We start from the raw sequence: 21,634 nt of genomic DNA, 5'->3' as shown, positions 1-21,634 counted from the left end.
AATGACACTCCGCATTCGCGAGCAAGCCCGCTCCCACATTGGTTTCTAGGCAAGGCTTCAGTTACGGGCAAACGCCACCGCTTTTTCAAACTGCTCCTGCGTTGGCCGCACCCCGGTATAAAGCACAAACTGCTCCAGCGCCTGGATCGCAATCACCTCCAGCCCGGTTATCACCCGCTTGCCCTGGGCCCGCCCACGCACAATCAACGGTGTTTCGGCGGGGATCGCCACCACATCGAACACGGTATCTGCCGCATCCACGGCGTCTGCCTCAAACGCCAGCGCATCTGCCTCGGCGCCACCGGTCATGCCGATGGGCGTCACGTTGATGAGCATCTGCGGGCGCAACTCACCCAGCTCTGCCTGCCACGCATACCCCAGGTTCTGCGCCAACGCCCGGCCGGCCGCCTCGTTGCGCGCGACGATCACCCCCTTGGCATAGCCGCCGTCACGCAAGGCACTGGCCACGGCCTTGGCCATGCCACCGCTGCCGCGCAGGGCGAAGGTGGAGTCCTTGGGCACTGCGTGCTTTTTCAGCAGTTGTTCGATGGCAATGTAGTCAGTGTTGTAGGCCTTCAGATGGCCGTTGGTATTGACGATGGTGTTCAGGGAGTCGATGGCTTGAACTGAATCGTCCAGTTCGTCCACCAGGGCAATGGCGGCTTCCTTGAACGGCATGGAAACCCCGCAGCCCCGCACGCCCAGTGCGCGGATACCACCTATCGCGCCGGGCAAGTCCTGGCTACTGAACGCTTTATAGTAGAAGTTCAGACCCAGCTGTTCGTACAGATGGTTATGGAACCGCAAGCCAAAATTTCCAGGACGCGCCGACAATGACATGCACAGTTGGGTGTCTTTGTTGGGGTGCATCTGCATGGGTAACTCCTTGAAGTAAGCAAATCGGTACAGACCTTACACAACCTTTACCTATCGGCCGTGCTGTTTTCCAGAAATACGTTGTCTTAAAAGTATCCCCGCGACAATCCTTGAGTCTATTGATTGCAGACCACAAGCGCAGGGGCTAACCGAGGAATGACCATGATTCGTACAATCCCCAAGATCGCCTTGCTTGTTGGCGCACTCGCTATGGCAGGCCAAGCCTCCGCCCACGGTGGTGGTTGGGGTGGCCCGGCCGTATTGGGTGCTTTAGTCGGCGCAGCCGTAGTGGGCTCCGTGGTTGCCAGCCAACCCCGTGAGGTCTACGTGCAGCAACCGGTGTATGTCCAGCCGCAGCCGGTCTATGCCGCTCCGCCGCCGGTCTACTACGCACCGCCGCCACCGGTGTATGTGCAACAACAGGTCTATTACCGTCCGGCGCCGGTGTACTACGGGCCGCCACGTGGCTACTACGGCCCTCCCCACGGCTACTATGGCCGCGGTTGGTAAATTTGAACCGACACGTCTGAACCAGGCCTCGCCCATACGCGGGGCCTTTTTTTTGTGTGAAAAGTCCAGATTTATGCTGCCAAGGTCGCTATGAGGACAATGGCCCAAGCGAAATCGCACATCATCAACACCATTGTCTACTTGCTCGATAGGGGCTCGCGCTGTCATGTTTGTGTCACAGCACGCTTCCACTATCGATCCTGTCCACCCAATAACAATTAAGGACGACTGACCATGCCCACACAAAACCCGCACCGCACCGCTGGCCTTTGTACGTCCAGCAAGGTCTACAGCGCGCTTACCGAGCTCAAGGCCCTGGAAGGCCATCGCAGTGCCAAGTTCCTCGCGCTGCTGGCGGAAAACCTGGTACGCAAGGGGCTGCTCAGCGAACAGGAAGTGGTGAACATGCTCGACCAAGTCGTGGACTGACGCCTGGCGTCGATGTCGACTATCGAGACAGGTGATTTTTCCTACAGCGCTTCACCCAATAAAGTGACCTCCATAGCGATTGGAGGTACTTATGCCCACTGTTCACATCATGTCCGTCATCGGCAGCGCCGTCCCCGCCCCTCTTCGGGAACTGGGCCTGCTCGCCTGCTGGTACCTGGTACGCGACGGCGAAGCCATCAGCGGCCCGCTCACATCGTTGTCCGCCGCCGAGAAACAGCTGCAGCAGGCCGCGAACTTCAAGCTTCACGCCTGAAGCCTACGGCAACGGCAACTTGACTCGCGGCTTGCTTTCGACAAACAGCGCCCAGCTCGACATAAACAACGCCGCCACCAGCGGCCCAATCACAAAGCCGTTCAGGCCGAATACCGACAGGCCGCCCAGGGTCGAGATCAGAATCAAGTAATCCGGCATCTTGGTGTCCTTGCCCACCAGGATCGGGCGCAGCACGTTGTCCACCAGGCCAATCACAAACACGCCAAACAAGCCCAGCACCACGCCCTGCCAGATCGAACCGCTCAACAGGAAGTAAATGGCCACCGGCCCCCAAACAATCCCGGCACCCACTGCGGGCAGCAATGACAAGAACGCCATCAACACCGCCCAGAGCAACGCGCTGGGAATGTCCAGGAACCAGAAAATCATCCCGCCCAGCGCACCTTGTGTCACGGCCACCAGCACGTTGCCCTTGACCGTGGCACGCACCACGCGATTGAACTTGAGTTGCAACCGGCGCTTCTGCGGCTCGGCCAACGGCACCGCCGTGCGCACCTTGCGCACCAACTCCGGGCCGTCGCGCAGCAGGAAAAACAGCAAATACAGCATGATGAAAAAGCTCACCAGGAAATCAAACGTCCCCTGGCCAAAGCTGAACGCCTGGGACGCAAAAAACTGGCTGCCCTGCATCGCACTCTTGACGATCTTCTCCCGCAAGCCTTCCAGGTTGCCCATGCCAAAGCGGTCCAGCAGGTGTTGGAAGTAAGGCGGCAACACGTTCTTGAACTGCTCGATATACCCCGCCACGTCCAACTTGCCGCTTTCGACGTTCTTGTAGAGCGTTGCCCCCTCCTGCACCAGCAGGGCGCTGGTGATGATCACTGGCAAAATCGCTATCACCAGGCAGGCAGCCAAGGTGGTCAGCGACGTGAGGTTGCGGTTCCAGCCCGTCCGCAACTGCAGGCGCCGCTGCATTGGCGCAAAGATGATGCCCAGGATCACCGCCCAGAACACCGCGCCATAGAACGGAAGCAATATCCAGATAAAGGCGATGGTCACCAGCACCAGTAGCAACAGCAAGGTCTTGAATTGCAGGTTGGTTTGATTCATGTCCGGTCCATGTCAGAAAAGCAGCAGACCCGCGTAGGCCTTGTTGCTTAGTCCGCGCAGAAACCTGGGAGTGCCCTTATTTATCCAACACGCTTGGGCCATATCATTCCTGCGCCTTGGCCTCGCTTAGCAACGCCTGAATCATCCGTTCTTGTTCGTCATAACGGCCTTCGCCAAAGTGCGTGTAACGCACCTGCCCCTTGGCATCGATCAGGTAGTGGGCAGGCCAGTACTGATTATCGAAGTGGCGCCAGATCGCATAGTTGTTGTCGATGGCCACGGGGTAAGTGATCCCCAGCTTGCGCACCTGCTCCCTGACGTTGGCGGTGATGTGCTCGTAGGCGTATTCCGGCGTGTGCACGCCGACTACCACTAGGCCATCCTTTTCGTACTTCTTCGCCCAGGCCTTTACGTACGGCAAGGTGCGCCGGCAGTTGACGCAGTCGTAGGTCCAGAAATCCACCAATACCACGTTGCCTCTGAGTGCCTCGCCGGTCAGTGGCGGGGTATTGAGCCATTCAACCGCCCCCGCCAGTGACGGCATGGGGCCCAGCGTATTGCCGGTTGTGGCATCAGCCTTGGTTTCAGGGCTGACCATCAGGCTGCAGGCCAATGCGACCATCAGCAGCAGGCCGGCGAACAGGAGTGCGATAGGACGCATGGTGTTTACCTTGTCGATAGGGAGGCGCTTATTGGAAACCCTGGAGGTATCGCGCCTATGTCAAAAACCGCGCGCCGATACACAGCAATACAAAAAGCGTAAAGAACGACCTGGATCAATAAACCGCCCGCGTGCCTCGTCTACCCTCGCGCCTTTTTTGTGGTCCGTGCCCATGCCTCCCATCCTTGCCCCCGAATTGCTCGCCCCCGCCGGCACCCTGAAAAACATGCGCTACGCCTTTGCCTATGGCGCCGACGCGGTCTACGCCGGCCAACCGCGCTATAGCCTGCGGGTGCGCAACAATGAGTTCGACCACGCCAACCTGGCCCTCGGCATCGACGAAGCCCACGCCCAAGGCAAGCGCTTCTACGTAGTGGTCAACATCGCGCCCCACAACGCCAAATTGAAGACCTTCCTCAAGGACCTGGCCCCCGTGATCGCCATGGGCCCGGATGCACTGATCATGTCCGACCCTGGGTTGATCATGCTGGTACGCCGGCACTTCCCGCAGATGCCGATTCACTTGTCGGTGCAGGCCAACACGGTGAACTGGGCCAGCGTCGAGTTCTGGCAGCAACAAGGTATCTGCCGGGTGATCTTGTCGCGGGAACTGTCGCTGGAAGAGATCGCCGAGATCCGCCAGCAAGTACCGGCCATGGAGTTGGAGGTGTTTGTGCACGGCGCCTTGTGCATGGCCTATTCCGGGCGCTGCCTGCTCTCGGGCTACCTGAACAAGCGCGACGCCAACCAAGGCAGCTGCACCAATGCGTGCCGCTGGAAATACCAGGCCACACCTGCGGTGGAAAACGCCACTGGCGATATCGTCCAGGAATACACGCCAACCCTGGGGATTGGCGCGCCGACCAACCAGGTGTTCCTGTTGCAAGAAGCCAACCGCCCCGATGAACACATGCCTGCCTTCGAAGACGAGCATGGCACCTACATCATGAACGCCAAGGACTTGCGCGCGGTGCAGCACGTGGAGCGCCTGAGCCAGATGGGCGTGCATTCGCTGAAGATCGAAGGTCGCACCAAATCTCACTTTTATTGCGCACGCACTACGCAGGTGTATCGCCAGGCGATTGATGACGCGGTGGCCGGTCGCGCGTTTGACCGTAACCTGATGACCCATCTCGAATCCCTGGCGCAACGCGGCTACACCGAAGGTTTCCTGCGCCGCCACGTGCACGACGAATACCAGAACTACCAGAACGGCAGTTCAGTGTCGGAGCGCCAGCAGTTTGTCGGTGAGTTGACCGGCGAGCGTCGCGGTGAACTGGCCGAGGTCAAGGTGAAGAACCGCTTTACGGTGGGCAATCATCTGGAATTGATGACCCCCGCCGGTAATTTCCACTTTGACCTGGCCAGTTTGTACAGCGCCAAGGGCGAAGCCATCGAGGTGGCACCGGGGGATGGGCACACGGTGTATGTGCCGCTCCCGACCGAGATGGATTTAAACTTCGGTTTGTTGATGCGTGACGTCTGAAGCTGTCGAGCCGGAGCGAGCGTCCTCGCCACACAGGTTAGATCCTGAACTGGCCAACCAACTGCCCCAGCCGTTGACCCAGCTCCGCCAGGCTGCGTGAGGTCTGGGCGCCCAGTTGGGTTTCGTCGGCCACGCTGTCCACCGCCACGGCGATCTGATGCACGCTGCGGTTGATCTCTTCGGCCACGGCGGTCTGCTCTTCGGCAGCGCTGGCGATCTGCGCGTTCATCGAGTTGATGGTGCCGATCAACTGGGCCATGGTGTCCAGCGATGCCCCGGCTTCGTTGGCCTGGGCCGAGGTGCCGTCACCGGCATCGCTGGAGCGGCGCATGGCGTCCACGGCGGCCTCGGTGCCTTTTTGCAGGCGGTCGATCATGCCCTGGATTTCCTGGGTGCTGGTCTGGGTGCGACTGGCCAGCGCACGGACTTCATCGGCCACCACCGCAAAACCACGCCCAGCCTCCCCTGCCCGCGCGGCTTCGATCGCCGCATTGAGGGCCAGCAGGTTGGTCTGCTCGGCGATGGAGCGGATCACGCCGAGCACGCTGACAATCGAGGACACGTCTTGCTGCAGGCTGTCGAGGGACACGCCGCTGCTGCGGATGTCGTTCACCAATGCATGAATCTGCACGATGCTGCCGTCCACCACGCGCTTGGCGGCCTGGCCTTCGGCGTCGGTCTGTTGCGCGGCGACGGCCGCGCCTTGGGCACTGCGCGCCACTTCGTGGGCAGCGGACGACATCTGGTTGATCGCGGTGGCGACCTGGTCGGTCTCGTGGCGCTGGCGTTCCATGGCCTGCTCGGAGCGCTGGGCCTGCTCCGACACTTGGCTCACCAGGCCGGTGAGTTGCGAGGTCATTTCGGTGATCTGGCGCACCAGGCCGTGAATCTTGTCGACAAAACGGTTGAATGCGCCGGCAAGATCGCCCAGTTCATCCTGGCTGGTGATCGCCAGACGGCGGGTCAGGTCGCCTTCGCCGGCGGCGATGTCGTCGAGGTTGGCTTTCATCAGGTTCAGCGGACGCAAGATGGTATTCGCCACCAGCAGGCCCACCGCGGCGATCACCAGCAGCACCACCACGGCCACCCCGAGGATGCTCAGCAAGACGCCTTCCATGCGTGTTTTGACTTTGGCTTCAACCACCGCTACCTGGGCTTCGATGCCGTCCAGGTTCACCGAGGTACCAATGACCATGTCCCATTTGGGCAGGTATTCGGTGTAGCCGAGCTTGGGCACCAGTTCGGTCTGCCCCGGCTGGGTAGAGCTGTATTGCAGGTAGTGGGTGCCGTCCTTGCCGACCTTGACCAGGTCGCGGTTGACGTACACGCCGTTGGGGTCGCGGTTATCCTTGAAGCTCTTGCCCACGCCGTCCGGGCTGTTGCCCTTGAACAGGCGAATGGTCTCGGAATCGTAGCCAAAGAAGTAGCCGTCCTTGCCATAACTGGTGTTGGACAGCAGCTTGACCACCTGGGCCCGCGCGGCGGTATCACCGGGGGCTGCCGCGTCGTAGAGCGGCTTGATGGTGCTCATGGCCACTTCCACATAACTTTGCAAGGTGGCCTTGGCGTCGTTGAGCAGGCGCTGGCGGGTTTCGTCCACCTCGTTGCGCGCCTGGCCCTGGAGAATCCACACGGTGGTCAGGCTGATCACCACGGCAAATAGCAACACCGGCACTATGGCCAGGGACAGGACTTTGGCCTTCAGGCTCAGACGCATGGCTTTTCTCTCTTATAGTGGCGACTTAAGAGGTTAACGGCCGCATGGGAAGTTTCTGTAATGAACGGGTTTGTTGTGGTGAGCGGGCTTGCCACCGCCAGCCCAATCACCACATTCGGCGGTCAAAGGGTCATGGCCGCCAGCCAGCCGAAGGCCAGGAGCGGGATGTTGTAGTGCAGGAAGGTCGGCACCACGGTGTCCCAGATGTGATGGTGCTGGCCGTCGATGTTCAGGCCGGAGGTGGGACCAAGGGTCGAGTCCGACGCAGGCGAACCAGCATCACCCAAGGCGCCCGCAGTGCCGACGATGCACACGATGGCCACCGGGCTGAAGCCAAGCTGCACACACAGCGGCACGAAAATCGCGGCAAGAATAGGCACGGTGGAAAACGACGAACCAATGCCCATGGTCACCAACAAGCCCACCAGCAGCATCAGCAACGCGCCGACGCCCCGGCTATGGCCGATGAATGCCGCCGAGGCTTCCACCAGCGAACGCACGTCGCCGGTGGCCTTGAGCACTTCGGCAAAGCCCGACGAGGCGATCATGATGAAGCCGATCATGGCCATCATCTTCATGCCTTCGGTGAACAGGTCGTCAGTGTCGCTCCAACGCACGATGCCCGACACCGAGAAGATCAGGAAACCCGCCAGGGCGCCGATGATCATCGAATCCAGCCACAGCTGGATAATGAACGCCGAGGCAATCGCCAGGCCGGCCACCAGCAGGGTCAGCGGGTTGTACTGCACCGCCACTTGCTCCACCCGCTCGATTTTCTCCAGGTCATACACGCGCTTCTTGCGATAGCTGACGAACACCGCCACCAGCAGGCCCACCACCATGCCCAGGGCCGGCAAGCTCATGGCGTGAGTGACATTGACCTGGCTGATGTCCACGCCGCTCTTGGCCACGTTGGCTAGCAGGATCTGGTTGAGGAAGATATTGCCGAAGCCCACCGGCAAGAACATATACGGCGTGATCAGGCCAAAAGTCATTACACAGGCGATGAGGCGGCGGTCCAGTTGCAGCTTGGTCAACACGTACAGCAGGGGCGGCACCAGCAGCGGAATAAACGCGATATGAATCGGCAGGATGTTCTGCGAGGCAATCGCCACCACCCACAGCAGGCCGATCAGCAGCCATTTGACGTGGCTGCCACCGGTCGCTTCCTGGCGGTCCACCAGCATCAGCGCTTTGTCGGCCAAGGCATGGGCCAGGCCTGACTTGGCAATTGCCACCGCGAAAGCGCCCAACAAGGCGTAGGACAAGGCCACGGTTGCACCGCCCCCCAACCCGCCATTAAAGGCTTTGAGCGTGGCGTCGATACCCAGGCCACCGGTAAGGCCACCCACCAGCGCGCCAACAATGATGGCAATGACCACATGCACGCGGGACAGGCTGAGCACCAGCATGGTGCCGACCGCGGCAATGACTGCGTTAATCATGGTTACCTCAAGCAGAAACATAAAAACAGGCATGCCCGCGCCCAGGCGGCCACAGATGGCTGCCAGCGTGCAGGCTTGAAGGAGGTCTTATTAGAGGGCGCGCACTTTGCAGCAGGCGGGGCCGCATGTCAAAAAACGGTGCCGCTTTTGGCTTTCAATTGAACGTTTAAATAATAAAGATCCGAAAAAATCGGCCGATAACCTGATTCTCTGTGTTTTCAGGTTAAGGATGCTCCTCGATGTCCCTCAGACAGCTGTCCATTCAATGGAAAATCACCCTGCTCGCCGGCCTTTGCCTGCTGGGAATCGTGACCCTGCTGGTGGGTCTGTCGCTCTATCGCATGGAGCAGAGCTCTGAACAGGTCAAGGCGTCCAGCATGCAGATGCTCGACGAAGCCGCCCAATCGCGCATCGAGGCCCAAGGTGAAGTGCAGGCACTGGGCATTCGTCGCCAGTTCATGGACGCCTATCAGTACGGCCATGGTTTTTCCCGCCAGGTGCTGTTCTTGCGCGAGCAGGCCGAAAAACGCTTCCTCGACGCCTTCGACACACGCGAAGACCTGACCCGCCAGGTCAAGGCTGCGCTGCAGGCCAACCCTGACTTGCTGGGTTTGTCGCTGGTATTCGAAGCGAATGCCCTGGACGGCAAGGATGAGCTATTCGCCAACCAGGCGGAGTTGGGCAGCAACGACAAAGGCCGCTTCGCGCTCTATTGGTCACAGCCGACCCCGGGCAAACTGGAGTCGATGGCGCTGCCGGAAAGCGACATGTCCGACACCAGCGTGGGCCCCAGCGGTGAAAAGGCCAACGCCTGGTTCACCTGCCCGCGTACCACCCTCAAGCCGTGTGTGATCGAACCGTACTTCTACGTGATCAACGGGCAAAACGTGCTGATGACCAGCATCGTGTTCCCGCTGACGGTCAAAGGCAAAGTGATTGCCTCGCTGTCCGTGGACATCAACCTCAACAGCCTGCAGGCGGTCAGCCAACAGGCCAGCCACAAGCTGTATGACGGCCAGACCCAGGTCAGCATCCTCAGCCCTACCGGTTTGCTCGCCGGCTACAGCCCGGACGCGAGCAAGCTCAGCCAACGCCTGGACCAGGTCGACAGCGCCAACGGCGCGCAACTGATCAGCGCCCTGGCCAGCAGCACGCAGATCCGCAGCCTGCGCACCGACCATCAACTCAAGGTACTCGCGCCGTTCGCGCCAATCCCGGATGGCAAGCCATGGGGCGTGTTGCTGGATGTACCGGAGAAAGTGCTGGTGGCACCTGCCGAGGCGCTCAAAGCCCAACTGGACGCCGACAATGCCAAGGGCACCCTGCTGGAACTGGGCCTGGGCCTGTTCGCGGCCGTGCTCGGCTTGATTCTGGTGTGGTTGATGGCGCGCAGCGTGACCCGGCCGATCCTCGGCGTGGCGCACATGCTGGAAGACATCGCCAGCGGCGAAGGCGACCTGACCCGCCGCCTGGCCTACGACAAAAAAGATGAACTGGGCCAATTGGCCGGCTGGTTCAACCGGTTCCTCGACAAGTTGCAACCGATCATTGCCGAGGTGAAACGTTCGGTACAGGACGCCCGTGGCACCGCTGACCAATCCGCCGCGATCGCAACCGAAACCAGTGCCGGCATGGAGCAGCAGTACCGCCAGGTCGACCAGGTGGCCACCGCCTCCCACGAAATGAGCGCCACCGCCCAAGACGTCGCCCGCAGCGCCGCCCAAGCCGCACAAGCCGCCCGCGATGCCGACCAGGCCACCCGCGACGGGCTGACTGTGATCGACCGCACCACCACCAATATCGGCCACTTGGCAGCCGATATGAGCACCGCCATGACGCAGGTCGAAGGCCTGGCTGCCAACAGCGAGAAGATCGGTTCGGTGCTGGAAGTGATTCGTGGCATCGCCGAGCAAACCAACCTGCTGGCGCTCAACGCTGCCATCGAAGCCGCACGCGCCGGTGAAGCGGGTCGTGGGTTTGCCGTCGTTGCCGACGAAGTACGAAACTTGGCACGACGCACCCAGGAATCGGTGGAAGAAACCCGCCTGGTGATCGAGCAATTGCAAACCGGCACCGAAGAGGTGGTGGGCTCCATGGGCAACAGCTATCGCCAGGCCCAAGGCAGCGTCGAGCAAGTCGGCGAGGCGGTGACCGCCCTGCGCCAGATCGGGGACGCGGTCACGGTGATCAGCGACATGAACCTGCAAATCGCCAGCGCCGCCGAAGAGCAAAGCGCGGTGGCGGAGGAGATCAACAATAATGTGGCGACCATTCGTGATGTGACCGAGTCGTTGTCGGAGCAGGCGAATGAGTCGGCGCGGGTGAGCCAGGCATTGAATAGCCTGGCGAATCAGCAGCAGGGGTTGATGGATCAGTTCCGGGTGTGAGTGAGCGGCACTTTTTCTGATAGTTGAGCAGGTCCAATGTGGGAGCGGACTTGCTCGCGAATGCAGTGTGTCAGTCAACAGATTCATTGGCTGACACGGCCCATTCGCGAGCAAGCCCGCTCCCACTTTTTTGATCGAGGTTAGTGCTTGGGTAATTCAATCAGCACTTTCAGACCACCCTGCTCACTCTCCTGCAACTGCAACACCCCGCCCCACACCTCGACGATATCGCGCACAATCCCCAACCCCAGGCCATGGCCATCGATCTGCTCATCCAGGCGCGTGCCACGGCTGAACACCTGGTCACGCTGGGTTGCAGGAATGCCTGGGCCGTCGTCTTCAACGGCCAACAGGTAATGTTGCGCCGTTTCACTGATGCTCAAGCGCACTTCGGCATCCGCCCATTTACAGGCGTTATCCAGCAGGTTGCCCAACAGCTCCAGCAGGTCCTCACGGTCCCAAGGCAATTGCAGCCCAGGGGACACGTGATAGCTCAGGTCCAGATGTTCACCGTGGATCATGTTCAGCGCCGCCATCAGCCCAGGCAGTTCTTTTTCACAGTCGAACAACGCGCCCGGCAGCGTCTCGCCGGCCAGCCGCGCGCGGTTGAGTTCACGGTTGAGGCGTTGCTGCACCTGCTCCAACTGGTCACGCAAGAGTTTGCTCAGTTCGGGGTGATCCTTGAGGGCCTCGCTGGAGGCCGCGCTGAGCAGCACGGCCAACGGGGTTTTCAGGGCGTGGCCAAGGTTGCCCAGGGCATTGCGCGAGCGTTTGAGACTGTCTTCGGTATGCGCCAGCAGGTGGTTGATCTGCGCCACCAGCGGCTCCAGCTCCAGCGGCACCTGGGTATCGAGTTGGGAACGCTGGCCCTGTTGCAATTGGGCGATCTGTTCACGCGCGGTTTCCAGCGGGCGCAAGGCGCGACGCACCGTGACACGTTGCAGGACCAGCACCAACAGCAGCGCCGCCAGGCCCAGCACCAGGCCGATCTGACGCATCAAACGGAAGCTTTCACGCACCGGCGTGTAGTCCTGGGCCACGCTGATGGAAATAGGTTGGCCGAAGCGCTTGTAGTCCTCACGCAGCACCAACAGTTGTTGGCCTTCAGGCCCCAGTTGCAGGTTGCTCTTGAGCCCGGCCTCCGGCAGATGCGGCAGGTCCTGGTCCCACAGCGAGCGAGAGCGCCAGTGCTTGTCGGCGAAATCAATGCGGAAATAGTGCCCGGAAAACGGTCGTTGATAAGCCGGCGACAGCCGCTTCTCATGCAATTGCAAACCGTCGGGGCCACGTACCAGCGCCACCAGCAGGCTTTCGCTGTCATTGCGCAGTCCCGCCTCCAGGTAGCGTTGCAAGCCAGTCTCAAACAACCACAAGCTGGTTTGCGCCAGCGCCACGCCGACGATCACCATTACGCTGATCAGGCCCAGGCTCAGGCGCCGTTGAATCGACTTCATGCCGGGTTGGCGCCAAACCGGTAACCCTGGCCGCGTCGGGTTTCAATCACGCTGCGGCCCAGTTTGCGGCGCAGATGGTTGACGTGGACTTCCAGCACATTGGAGTCGCGCTCGGTTTCGCCGTCATACAGATGCTCGGCCAAGTGGCTTTTCGACAGGATCTGCTCAGGGTGCAACATGAAGTAGCGTAACAGGCGAAATTCGGCGGCGGTCAGTGAGATCTCCGCGCCATCGCGCAGCACGCACTGACGCCCTTCGTCCAGGTGCAGGCCGGCAGTTTGCAAGGTCGGTTGGTTGGCCCTCCCATGGGAGCGTCGCAACAGCGCCTGAATGCGCAGGTACAGTTCTTCGGGGTGAAAGGGTTTGCTCAGGTAATCGTCGGCACCGGCCTTGAGCCCCTCGATGCGCTCGGGCCATGAATCACGGGCGGTGAGGATCAGTACCGGCGTGGCCAGCGCGGCGACGCGCCACTGGGCCAGCACTTCAAGCCCGGGTAGGCCCGGCAGGCCAAGGTCGAGGATGATCAAGTCATAGGGTTCGCTGCGTCCCTGGTACGCGGCATCACGCCCGTCGGCCAGCCAGTCAACGGCGTAACCCTGGCGTTGCAGGCCAGCCAGCAGCTCATCGGCCAGCGGTACGTTGTCTTCCACCAGAAGCAGGCGCATCAGTCTTCCTCGTCTTTGATCAGCGCACCCGTGGATGCGTCCAACTTGATCTCGCGTACTACGCCCTCGGCAGTGACCAGTTCCACTTCATAAGCGTACTTGCCGTGCTTTTTCTCAAGCTCCGCCTCCAGCAGGCGGGAGCCAGGATGGCGCTCCATGGCTTGTTGCAGCAGCGCCTCCAATGGCAGGATCACGCCCTGCTGGCGCAGTGCCAAGGCTTCATCCTGATCAAGATCGCGTGCAGCCACACTTGAACATAAAACCAGAAGTACCAACGCCACTCGACTGCCGGCGGATAAATTTACCTTCATTACGTTTCCTGATGATTCTTGAGAACCTGCCCGGTGAGCGCGTCCAATTCAACTTCCCACTCGATGCCGTTGCCATCCTCCAGTTCGACTTGGTACAGGTACTTGCCGTATTCCTCGTCCAGGTCGGTGTCCAGCAGGGTCGAGCCGGGATGCAGGGCCAGGGCTGTGGCTTCCAACTGATCAAAGGCGACAATTGTAACAGTGCTGGGTAATTTCAGCGGTTTGTCGGGGTCCACTGCCCAGGCGTGAGGCACCGCGAAGGCAATCATACCGGCGGTGACCAGCGCGGTGAGGCGCTTCATGATGAGTCTCCGTGTCAGGATATTTTTCCTACAGCGGCAACCGTACCTGCCACAACTTAATTGAAACTGAATTGCCACCATGGCAATTGCCTACAGCGCTCTTCCCCCCTCAACGTGCGAGATTTCTTATACTGCCCTGCTCGCTTCAACAGAGACCGGTATGACAGCCATCCACATCAAGTTTCCCGCCCTGACCCTCAAGGCCGGCAAACGCGCCTTCACACGCATTCGTGAACAGGGCCTGCGGCCTGCCGACGTCGGCATCCTCCCCGGCGCTGCAGGTGGCCCCAAGGCATTGGGTATCCAGGGCCTGGACCTGGCGTTGTTCGGCGATTGGCTGCCCCGCGCACCTCGGGAGCGCGCGCTGATCGGCGCCTCCATCGGCTCCTGGCGGTTTGCCAGCGCCTGCCTGCCCGACCCCGTGCAGGGCTTGCTCGATCTCGGTCGCCTGTATAACGAACAGCGCTTTGCCAAGGGCGTGACCATGGCCGAGGTCAGCCAGAGCTGCCAGCGCATGCTCGACGACCTGCTGGCCGGCCGCGATGCGCGGGTGCTGGACAACCCCGACTATCGCCTGAACATCATGGTGGTCAAGAGCCACGGCCTGCTCGCCGATGACCATCGGGGGCGCCTCGGGCTGGGCCTGTCATCGGTGATCGCCGATAACCTGCGCGGCCGTGCGCGGCTGTCGCGGCACTTCGAGCGGCTGATCATCCACGACCCGCGCCAGGCGCCGCCGGTGCATGCGCTGAAGGATTTCCCCTCGCGGTTCCTCGACCTGGACCTGGGAAACCTGCGCCAGGCGCTGTTGGCGTCGGGCTCGATCCCGATGGTGATGCAAGGCGTGCGCGACTTGCCCGGCGCCGGCGCCGGCACCTACCGCGACGGCGGCCTGTTGGATTACCACCTCGACCTGCCCTATCACGGCGACGATATCGTGCTGTACCCGCATTTCACCGACCGGGTCATCCCAGGCTGGTTCGACAAGGGCCTGCCGTGGCGTCGCAGTAACCAACAAGGCTTGCAGGACGTATTGCTGCTGGCACCGTCCAAGGACTACCTGGCCCGCCTGCCCCACGGCAAACTGCCAGATCGCAGTGACTTCAAGCGCTTCATGGGTGACGACTCCAGGCGTAACAAGTACTGGCAAACCGCGATGAGCGAGAGCCAACGGCTGGGAGACGAGTTTCTGGCGCTGGCCGACAAGGGTGGCCTGGGCGAGCGCTTGCAGGCCCTTTGATCCAGCGGTATGCGCGGCGAGGGGCCAAGCTGTTAAACTCGCCGCCTGCCAGACACCGACCGAGCTGAAAACACTGTGGAAATCTTCAAGGAATTTACTTTCGAATCCGCCCACCGCCTGCCCCACGTACCGGAAGGGCACAAATGCGGGCGCCTGCATGGGCATTCGTTCAAGGTGGCTATCCATCTGAGCGGCGACCTGGATCCCCATACCGGCTGGATTCGCGACTTCTCGGAGATCAAGGCGATTTTCAAGCCGCTCTATGAGCGCCTCGACCACAACTACCTCAACGACATCCCAGGCCTGGAAAACCCGACCAGCGAAGTGCTGGCCAAGTGGATCTGGAATGAGCTGAAACCGTTGTTGCCAGAACTCAGCGCGATTCGCATCCATGAGACCTGCACCAGCGGTTGTATCTATCGCGGTGAGTGAGCCAACGTTATGAAAAAACCACCCTTGCGGTGGTTTTTTTATGGACGGCTCCCGTACAGTCGTGGCTCCCAGCCTACAAGGAGTCGCTGTCATGTTGCGCCCCGCTACCGCCCATGATGTTGCCGCCATCGAGGTCATCGTCCAGGCTGCCTACTCGCCTTACATCGCACGCATCGGTCGTCAACCGGGCCCGATGCTGGAGGACTATCGCCAATTGATCAGCGCCGGTGGCGTGCATGTACTCGACAATGCCGGACAGGTCCAAGGCTTTATCATCCTGCTGCAGGACGACAGCGCGCTGTTGCTGGATAATCTGGCCGTCGCCCCAGAGGCCCAAGGCCTGGGCTTGGGGCGCGTGCTGATGGACTTTGCCGAACAACAGGCACTTGACGCGGGCTACGCGGCCATTCGCTTGTACACCAATGAAGCGATGACCGAGAACATCGCGCTTTACAGCCGTCGAGGTTATGTCGAGACTCATCGCGCCGAAGAACACGGCCTGCGCCGCGTCTACATGAGCAAGACCCTTTAGGAGCCCCCCATGGAAAACACCTGGCTCGCCCAAGCCAAACGCCTGCAGGCGTTGGCGTCCACGGGGCTGCACTTTTGCACCGATGACTTCGAGCGCGAGCGTCTTGAAGAGATCGCCGAGATTGCCCACAGCATGCTCGCGCAGCTAGGCAACGTGCCATTGGAACGCATCACCGGCCTGGTCACAGACTTTGCCCAACGCTACTCGACGCCGATGATCGACGTGCGCGGCGCGGTGATCGACGGTGACCGAATCCTGCTGGTGCGCGAGTTGACCGATGGCTGCTGGGCATTGCCGGGGGGCTATGCCGATATCGGTTTGTCGGCGGCCGAGAACATCATCAAGGAAATCCACGAGGAGGCCGGGCTCACGGTAACCGCGCGGGCGCTGTATAGCGTGACGCACAAGGCCAAGGGCTTATACCGGCCGGATGTGCGGGACTTCTACAAGCTGTACTTCTTGTGTGACCGGGTGGACCAGCTTGCGCCAATGGCTGGGTTCGAAACCACCGACGTCGGCTTTTTCCGCCTGGATGAGCTGCCGCCACTGTCCCGTGGACGCACCATCGAAAGTGATCTGGAGGCGGCATTCGCTTTCCATCGCGGCGAGACCACCCACACGCTGTTCGACTGATCCAATTTGTATCACCGCTGCACCGCTTTCGTGCCCGATTGGGCACCACGAACACCCCTTCCTGCATTTCTCCCCGGTTTGGCTATAAATACTGTGCACAGTGCACAACTCCCATCGTGCGCCCGTCACTGCCACCGATTTGGCACGCGCGGTGCAATAGTCCTGCGTCACTCATTCAGGGAGCAAGGCACATGACGCAGCAAGAACCGGGTAATGACTATCCCCTCAGCGAAGTTCCCATGCATGCGCGCAAGGGCCTGGCGTCCACCGCCATGGTGCTGCTGGGCTTCACGTTTTTTACCGCGACCATGTTTGCCGGCGGCAAGCTGGGGGTGGCGTTCAGTTTTACCGACATGCTCGGCGTAGTGGCCTTGGGTAACCTGTTGCTGGGTATTTACGCCGCAGGCCTGGGTTACATCGCCTTCAAAAGCGGCCTGAATTCGGTGCTGATGGGGCGTTTCTGCTTTGGCGAAGTGGGCAGCAAGCTCAGCGACCTGATCCTCGGTTTCACCCAGATCGGCTGGTACGCCTGGGGCACCGCCACTGCTGCGGTGGTGCTCGGCAAATATTTCGAGCTGGGCCAAGGCAGTGTGCTGGCGCTGATGGTGCTGTTCGGCCTGGTGTTTTGCGCGACCGCCTACATCGGCTATCGCGGCTTGGAGATTCTGTCCTATATCGCCGTGCCGGCCATGGGTATCCTGTTGTTTCTGTCGATGTGGGTGGCCACGGTCAAGGTCGGTGGGCTGGAGGGGTTGCTGGCGGTGGTTCCGACCGGCGAGCTGGATTTGTCTACCGCGATTACCCTGGTATTCGGCACCTTCGTCAGCGGCGCAACCCAAGCGACCAACTGGACGCGGTTTTCCCGCTCGGCCAAGGTTGCGGTGCTGGCCAGCCTGATCGGATTTTTTGTCGGCAACGGCCTGATGGTGCTGATCGGTGCGTACGGCGCCATCGTCTATCAGCAGCCCGACGTGGTGGAAGTGTTGCTGCTGCAAGGCTTTGCGATGGCGGCGATGGCCATGTTGCTGCTGAACATCTGGAGCACCCAGGACAACACCATCTACAACTTCGCAGTGGCTGGCTGCAACCTGCTGCGCACCAAGCGCCGCAAGACCGTGACCCTGATCGGCGCAGTGATCGGCACCCTGCTGGCGTTGCTCGGCATGTACGACATGCTGGTGCCCTACCTGATTTTGCTGGGCACTGTGATCCCACCGATTGGCGGGGTGATCATGGCGGACTTCTTCTACCGCTACCGCGGCCATTACCCTCGCCTGGCGGACGCGCGCCTGCCGGCGTTCAACTGGCCGGGGCTGGTGGCGTATGCCGTGGGCACCGTGCTGGCGTTCCACTCGCCGTGGGTTGCGCCGTTGGTGGGGATTGCTGCTGCGTCGCTGACCTACATCGCGCTCACCGCCGTACTGCGCGTGCCGTTGGCTGACGCACGGGCATGAGCCTGACCCTCGGCGATGTGCTGGCTCTGCCGGGCCTGGAATCCATGCGCCTACGCGCCGGTGAAGGCGGCCTGGACAACACCGTGCGCTGGCCATACGTGGCGGAGAACAGCGGGATCGCCGAGTGGGTGTTGGGGGGCGAACTAGTGTTCGTCACCGGCATCAATCACCCACGGGATGAGGCCAACCTGCTGCAAATGCTGGATGAGGCCTGCCAGCGACACGTGGCCGGGCTGGTGATCCTCACGGGACCTGCGTATATCCAGGCGATCCCCCAGCGCTTGCTCGACGCTGCCGAAGCGGCCGGCATGCCGCTGATCGAGCAGCCCTATTCGTTGAAAATGGTGTTGGTGACCCAGGCCATCGGCTCGGCGCTGATCCAGTCCGAACAGTTGGGGCGCTCGCGGCACGACGTACTGGAGCGCTTGCTGACAGGCGACTATCAGTCCCTGGAGTTACTGCTGCACCGCGCCGCCCAATTGGGCATGTCGCTGGCGGGGCATTGGCAGGTGGTGCAACTGCAATTAGAAGGCAGTGAATTGCTGTTTGCCAAAGGCGATGCTGCTGTTGTGGAGGCACAACTGGCCCGGCAACACGACGGCATCAATCGGCGTTTGCGCCAGCTCTGCGCAGGGCTGCCGGTACTGGGACGGGCCGGGCAATGGACGGTGCTGCTGCCTGCCCCGGATGCCGTCGCGGCTTTGTCCAACCGCCAGTTACTCGCCAATTGGCTCAACCCGCTGAACCTGCGCCTGGCGCCCCTCAAGTTGTTTATCGGCCTGAGCGCCGCCGCCCATCCACCCGCACGCCTGGCTCAGGCGCAAGATGAAGCACGCCAGGCGCTGGCCGCCGCGCGACGGTTCAGCGAACGCGCCGGACTGTGTGTGTATGACGAACTGGGCGTGCTCAAGTTGCTCAGCGGCGTGCGTGACCGCGCCCTGCTCGACCAATTTCTCAATGAGCGCCTAGGCCCGTTGCTGCGCCACGATTTGCACCATGGCCCAAGCCTGATGCCCACCCTGGAAGCCTGGTTTCACGAGAATGGTAACCTTGTGGCCGCCGCCCAGCGGCTGGCCGTGCACCGCAACACCCTGACGCACCGCGTCCAGCGTATCGAAGCCCTGTGCGGACTGACGTTGGACAATTCTTATGACCGCCTGGACATCGGTATCGCGCTGATGATCTGGCGGCTGTCTGCCTGATTGTTTTTAGCCAAGAGGAACTTGCCCATGCACATCATCAACGCCCGCCTGCGCAACCGTGAAGGCCTGCATGATCTGCACCTGGAACACGGCCGGATTGCCAACATTACTGCACAAACAGCGGCGCCTGTAGCGGGCGCCGGCGACCTGGACGCTGCCGGCAACCTCGTGATCCCGCCCTTCGTCGAGCCCCATATCCACCTCGACGCCACCCTCACTGCCGGCGAGCCGCGCTGGAACATGAGCGGCACCTTATTCGAAGGCATCGAGTGCTGGGGCGAACGCAAAGCCACCATCACCCAGGCCGACACCAAGACCCGCGCCAAGAAAACCATCCAGGCCCTCGCCGCCCACGGCATCCAGCATGTGCGCACCCATGTCGACGTCACCGACCCGGACCTCACCGCGCTCAAGGCCATGTTGGAAGTGCGTGAAGAAAGCGCGCACCTGATCGACCTGCAAATCGTCGCCTTCCCTCAGGAAGGTATCGAGTCTTACCGCAATGGCCGCGAACTGATGGAGGAAGCCATCCGCCTCGGTGCCGACGTGATCGGCGGCATCCCCCATTTTGAATACACCCGCGATCAGGGCGTGAGTTCGGTCAAGTTCCTGATGGACCTGGCTGAACGCACCGGTTGCCTGGTGGACGTGCACTGCGACGAGACCGACGACCCGCACTCGCGCTTCCTCGAAGTACTCGCCGAAGAAGCGCGCAGCCGCGACATGGGCCCCCGCGTCACGGCCAGCCACACCACCGCCATGGGCTCCTACGACAACGCCTACTGCGCCAAGCTGTTTCGCTTGCTGGGGCACTCCGGCATCAGTTTCGTCTCGTGCCCCACCGAGAGCATTCACCTGCAGGGCCGCTTCGACAGTTTCCCAAAACGCCGCGGTGTCACCCGCGTCAACGAACTGCTGGAGGCCGGCATGAACGTGTGTTTCGGCCAGGACTCCATCGTCGATCCCTGGTACCCCCTGGGCAATGGCAACATCCTGAGAGTGCTGGAAGCGGGCCTGCACATCTGTCACATGCTCGGCTACCGCAACCTGCAAAGCGCGCTCGACCTGGTCACCGACAACAGTGCCAAGGCCATGGCCCTGGGTGATCGCTACGGCCTGGAGCCTGGCCGCCCGGCCAATCTGCTGATCCTCTCGGCAGACAGCGACTACGAGGTTATCCGCAGCCAAGGCCTGCCGCTGTACTCGATCCGCAACGGCAAGGTGCTGATGAAACGCCAGCCGGCGCAGGTAGAGTTTGTCTAGACGATCGAATCGATGTCCAACGAGTGCACCTTCCCCCGTTCGCTGCTGGTAGACGGGGGGATGCTGGCGACCTGGGACCGCTCGCGGTTTTCGCGGTGGCTGAACCAACGTTTGAGGCTGGGCTGCAACTGCGCGGAATGGGCGTAACTGCCATACACATCACGAGCTTCAAGGCGCCGCCAGCGCAGGGTTTCGAGGCGCCCGCGACTGGTGTGCAAGCGGTCGATTTCGGCGTTCAACGGTTCGTGGTGCTCATAGCCACGCCCATTGCTCGGGGCGCGACGAGCGAGCTCCAGGCGTTTTTCCCGCAATTGCTGGCGCATGCTCGCCAGCGCATGATCAAGCAACTCGAACTCCCTCGGCGTCACCAGCGGGCCGCTGCTGTCCAGGGTTTGCTGCCAACGACGCAGGGTCGCCCAAGCCGCCGGGATGTAGCTCGCGGTCATGAAGTGCTCCTTGTATCCGACCAACTGTTTGATCAGCCCTTCGCGATCCGGCATGTCGCCATGGAGTTGCAACGCCCGATTGCAGCCTGCTTCTTCGATGGACTCACAGCCTGGCTTCCACAACACCGAAGACTGCGTGCCATCCGCAAGCATGAGCGGCATGAAGTGTTGTTGTTCACCGTGGTGTTCGTAGGGGTTGCCACCCACGCGCACCAGCCCGGCGGCGAACAGCAGGCTGCCTAGCGCTGGCGTGCTGAACAGCGTGACCGCGCCGGGAACCCAGAGCTTGGCGGTGGTGTTCATCCATGGCGCCGGCACGCTGGGGACGGGGTCGTTGTGGTTGACGATGCGGTGATGGACGAGGGTTGAAGCGCCGGCGGTGAATTCGGAATCGGCGGCGCGAGGAGCGCCGTAGGTGTAGAGGAGGACGTTGTAGGTGCCATTCGACGTTCGCCGCAGGCCTTCGGCAAGCAGCAAAGCGATTGCTCCGCCCAGGCTATGGCCGCAGATAATTATCCGTTGGCCTGCGAAAAACTGGTCGAGGTATTGCTGGACGAAACCTCGCATGGCGCTGAAGGCCTGATAAAAACCTTCATGCGCCTTGCCGATACCTTCGGCGAAAGCCACCTGATGGGCGTTGGCATCCCGCAACCCATCGGCGGAGCTAGCAGTACCCCGCACAGCGATCAAGATCACCTCATCGTGATGACTGATAAACGTATGCGTCCGGCCAAGTCATCTACCCGTCCTCGCAAAGGCAAGACATGGTGTGCACTTAATTTAAGTGGGCACCAGTTCTATCCTTTTAAGCGGGTATTTCATGCAGCAAACACGCCGTTCCTAT

The 21,634-nt window shown here is 61.3% G+C and carries 20 protein-coding genes and 3 pseudogenes; 12 read left to right on the top strand and 11 right to left on the bottom strand.

The features are described from left to right. Positions 1–57: 57 nt before the first annotated feature. Positions 58–876: a shikimate 5-dehydrogenase gene (locus HF257_RS32815; protein ID WP_185710933.1), complete on the bottom strand. Its 819-nt coding sequence runs from the start codon at positions 874–876 to the stop codon at positions 58–60. 156 nt (positions 877–1,032) lie between these two features. On the opposite strand from HF257_RS32815, the gene HF257_RS32810 reads away from it, so the two are divergent. The 3 genes from HF257_RS32810 to HF257_RS32800 all read left to right on the top strand — a co-directional run bounded on the left by HF257_RS32810 (position 1,033) and on the right by HF257_RS32800 (position 2,089). Continuing rightward, positions 1,033–1,386, top strand: a complete 354-nt coding sequence (locus tag HF257_RS32810) for a hypothetical protein (protein WP_012723373.1) — start codon at positions 1,033–1,035, stop codon at positions 1,384–1,386. A 234-nt stretch (positions 1,387–1,620) separates the two neighbouring features. Next, positions 1,621–1,815 carry a hypothetical protein gene (locus tag HF257_RS32805; protein WP_105700004.1) on the top strand — a complete coding sequence of 65 codons (195 nt, stop codon included), beginning with the start codon at positions 1,621–1,623 and terminating at the stop codon, positions 1,813–1,815. A 91-nt stretch (positions 1,816–1,906) separates the two neighbouring features. Continuing rightward, the gene (locus HF257_RS32800; protein WP_185710934.1) at positions 1,907–2,089 is read left to right on the top strand and encodes a hypothetical protein; all 183 of its coding nucleotides are present in this window, start codon (positions 1,907–1,909) and stop codon (positions 2,087–2,089) included. Positions 2,090–2,092: 3 nt separating this feature from the next. On the opposite strand, the gene HF257_RS32795 is transcribed toward HF257_RS32800, so the two are convergent. Further along, positions 2,093–3,160, bottom strand: a complete 1,068-nt coding sequence (locus HF257_RS32795; RefSeq protein WP_185710935.1) for an AI-2E family transporter — start codon at positions 3,158–3,160, stop codon at positions 2,093–2,095. 103 nt (positions 3,161–3,263) lie between these two features. Then, positions 3,264–3,746: pseudogene (locus HF257_RS32790) on the bottom strand (thioredoxin family protein); the annotation flags it as partial. A gap of 247 nt (positions 3,747–3,993) precedes the next feature. On the opposite strand from HF257_RS32790, the gene trhP reads away from it, so the two are divergent. Further along, positions 3,994–5,307: a prephenate-dependent tRNA uridine(34) hydroxylase TrhP gene (trhP, locus tag HF257_RS32785; RefSeq protein ID WP_185710937.1), complete on the top strand. Its 1,314-nt coding sequence runs from the start codon at positions 3,994–3,996 to the stop codon at positions 5,305–5,307. Between the two features lie 37 nt (positions 5,308–5,344). On the opposite strand, the gene HF257_RS33760 is transcribed toward trhP, so the two are convergent. The 3 genes and pseudogenes from HF257_RS33760 to HF257_RS32775 all read right to left on the bottom strand — a co-directional run bounded on the left by HF257_RS33760 (position 5,345) and on the right by HF257_RS32775 (position 8,466). Then, a complete protein-coding gene (locus tag HF257_RS33760) occupies positions 5,345–6,100 on the bottom strand; it encodes a methyl-accepting chemotaxis protein (protein WP_376750178.1) in 756 nt (251 codons plus the stop codon). Positions 6,101–6,202: 102 nt separating this feature from the next. Then, a pseudogene (locus HF257_RS33755) lies at positions 6,203–7,024 on the bottom strand (cache domain-containing protein); the annotation flags it as partial. 122 nt (positions 7,025–7,146) lie between these two features. Beyond that, positions 7,147–8,466, bottom strand: a complete 1,320-nt coding sequence (locus HF257_RS32775; RefSeq protein ID WP_185710950.1) for a Na+/H+ antiporter family protein — start codon at positions 8,464–8,466, stop codon at positions 7,147–7,149. A gap of 242 nt (positions 8,467–8,708) precedes the next feature. Here HF257_RS32775 and HF257_RS33820 point away from each other — a divergent pair, with 242 nt between their 5' ends. Continuing rightward, the gene (locus tag HF257_RS33820) at positions 8,709–10,856 is read left to right on the top strand and encodes a methyl-accepting chemotaxis protein (RefSeq protein ID WP_185710939.1); all 2,148 of its coding nucleotides are present in this window, start codon (positions 8,709–8,711) and stop codon (positions 10,854–10,856) included. Positions 10,857–10,996: 140 nt separating this feature from the next. On the opposite strand, the gene HF257_RS32765 is transcribed toward HF257_RS33820, so the two are convergent. From HF257_RS32765 to HF257_RS32750, 4 genes are read right to left on the bottom strand one after another with little or no spacing between them, the layout of a single operon-like run. Next, entirely contained in the window at positions 10,997–12,310 is a 1,314-nt protein-coding gene (locus HF257_RS32765) for a sensor histidine kinase (RefSeq protein WP_185710940.1), read from the bottom strand. Beyond that, positions 12,307–12,975, bottom strand: a complete 669-nt coding sequence (locus HF257_RS32760; RefSeq protein ID WP_185710941.1) for a response regulator transcription factor — start codon at positions 12,973–12,975, stop codon at positions 12,307–12,309. The genes HF257_RS32765 and HF257_RS32760 overlap by 4 nt, the downstream gene beginning before the upstream one ends. Continuing rightward, entirely contained in the window at positions 12,975–13,286 is a 312-nt protein-coding gene (locus HF257_RS32755) for a PepSY domain-containing protein (RefSeq protein ID WP_185710942.1), read from the bottom strand. Before HF257_RS32755 ends, HF257_RS32760 begins: the two co-directional genes overlap by 1 nt. Continuing rightward, positions 13,286–13,588, bottom strand: a complete 303-nt coding sequence (locus HF257_RS32750; protein ID WP_185710943.1) for a PepSY domain-containing protein — start codon at positions 13,586–13,588, stop codon at positions 13,286–13,288. Before HF257_RS32750 ends, HF257_RS32755 begins: the two co-directional genes overlap by 1 nt. 160 nt (positions 13,589–13,748) lie before the next feature. On the opposite strand from HF257_RS32750, the gene HF257_RS32745 reads away from it, so the two are divergent. From HF257_RS32745 to codA, 7 genes are all read left to right on the top strand, one after another. Continuing rightward, positions 13,749–14,828 (top strand): patatin-like phospholipase domain-containing protein, encoded by a 1,080-nt coding sequence (locus HF257_RS32745; RefSeq protein WP_185710944.1) that lies wholly within the window; start codon positions 13,749–13,751, stop codon positions 14,826–14,828. 75 nt (positions 14,829–14,903) lie between these two features. Beyond that, entirely contained in the window at positions 14,904–15,260 is a 357-nt protein-coding gene (gene queD / locus HF257_RS32740; RefSeq protein WP_003190259.1) for a 6-carboxytetrahydropterin synthase QueD, read from the top strand. A gap of 91 nt (positions 15,261–15,351) precedes the next feature. Beyond that, positions 15,352–15,792 carry a GNAT family N-acetyltransferase gene (locus tag HF257_RS32735; protein WP_185710945.1) on the top strand — a complete coding sequence of 147 codons (441 nt, stop codon included), beginning with the start codon at positions 15,352–15,354 and terminating at the stop codon, positions 15,790–15,792. A 9-nt stretch (positions 15,793–15,801) separates the two neighbouring features. After that, entirely contained in the window at positions 15,802–16,425 is a 624-nt protein-coding gene (locus HF257_RS32730) for an NUDIX hydrolase (RefSeq protein ID WP_185710946.1), read from the top strand. 191 nt (positions 16,426–16,616) lie between these two features. Then, positions 16,617–17,879, top strand: coding sequence for a cytosine permease (codB, locus tag HF257_RS32725; protein WP_185710947.1), 1,263 nt, complete (start codon positions 16,617–16,619; stop codon positions 17,877–17,879). Then, positions 17,876–19,081 carry a PucR family transcriptional regulator gene (locus HF257_RS32720; protein ID WP_185710948.1) on the top strand — a complete coding sequence of 402 codons (1,206 nt, stop codon included), beginning with the start codon at positions 17,876–17,878 and terminating at the stop codon, positions 19,079–19,081. The genes codB and HF257_RS32720 overlap by 4 nt, the downstream gene beginning before the upstream one ends. 27 nt (positions 19,082–19,108) lie before the next feature. Further along, complete coding sequence (gene codA / locus HF257_RS32715) at positions 19,109–20,344, top strand: cytosine deaminase (RefSeq protein WP_185710949.1); 1,236 nt, start codon at positions 19,109–19,111, stop codon at positions 20,342–20,344. On the opposite strand, the pseudogene HF257_RS32710 reads toward codA, so the two are convergent. Next, positions 20,341–21,516, bottom strand: a pseudogene (locus tag HF257_RS32710) (lipase family protein); the annotation flags it as partial. The gene codA and the pseudogene HF257_RS32710 overlap by 4 nt on opposite strands. Positions 21,517–21,634: the final 118 nt, after the last annotated feature.

This window comes from Pseudomonas cremoris, from assembly GCF_014230465.1.
This window is presented reverse-complemented; position numbering and strand designations above follow the sequence as displayed.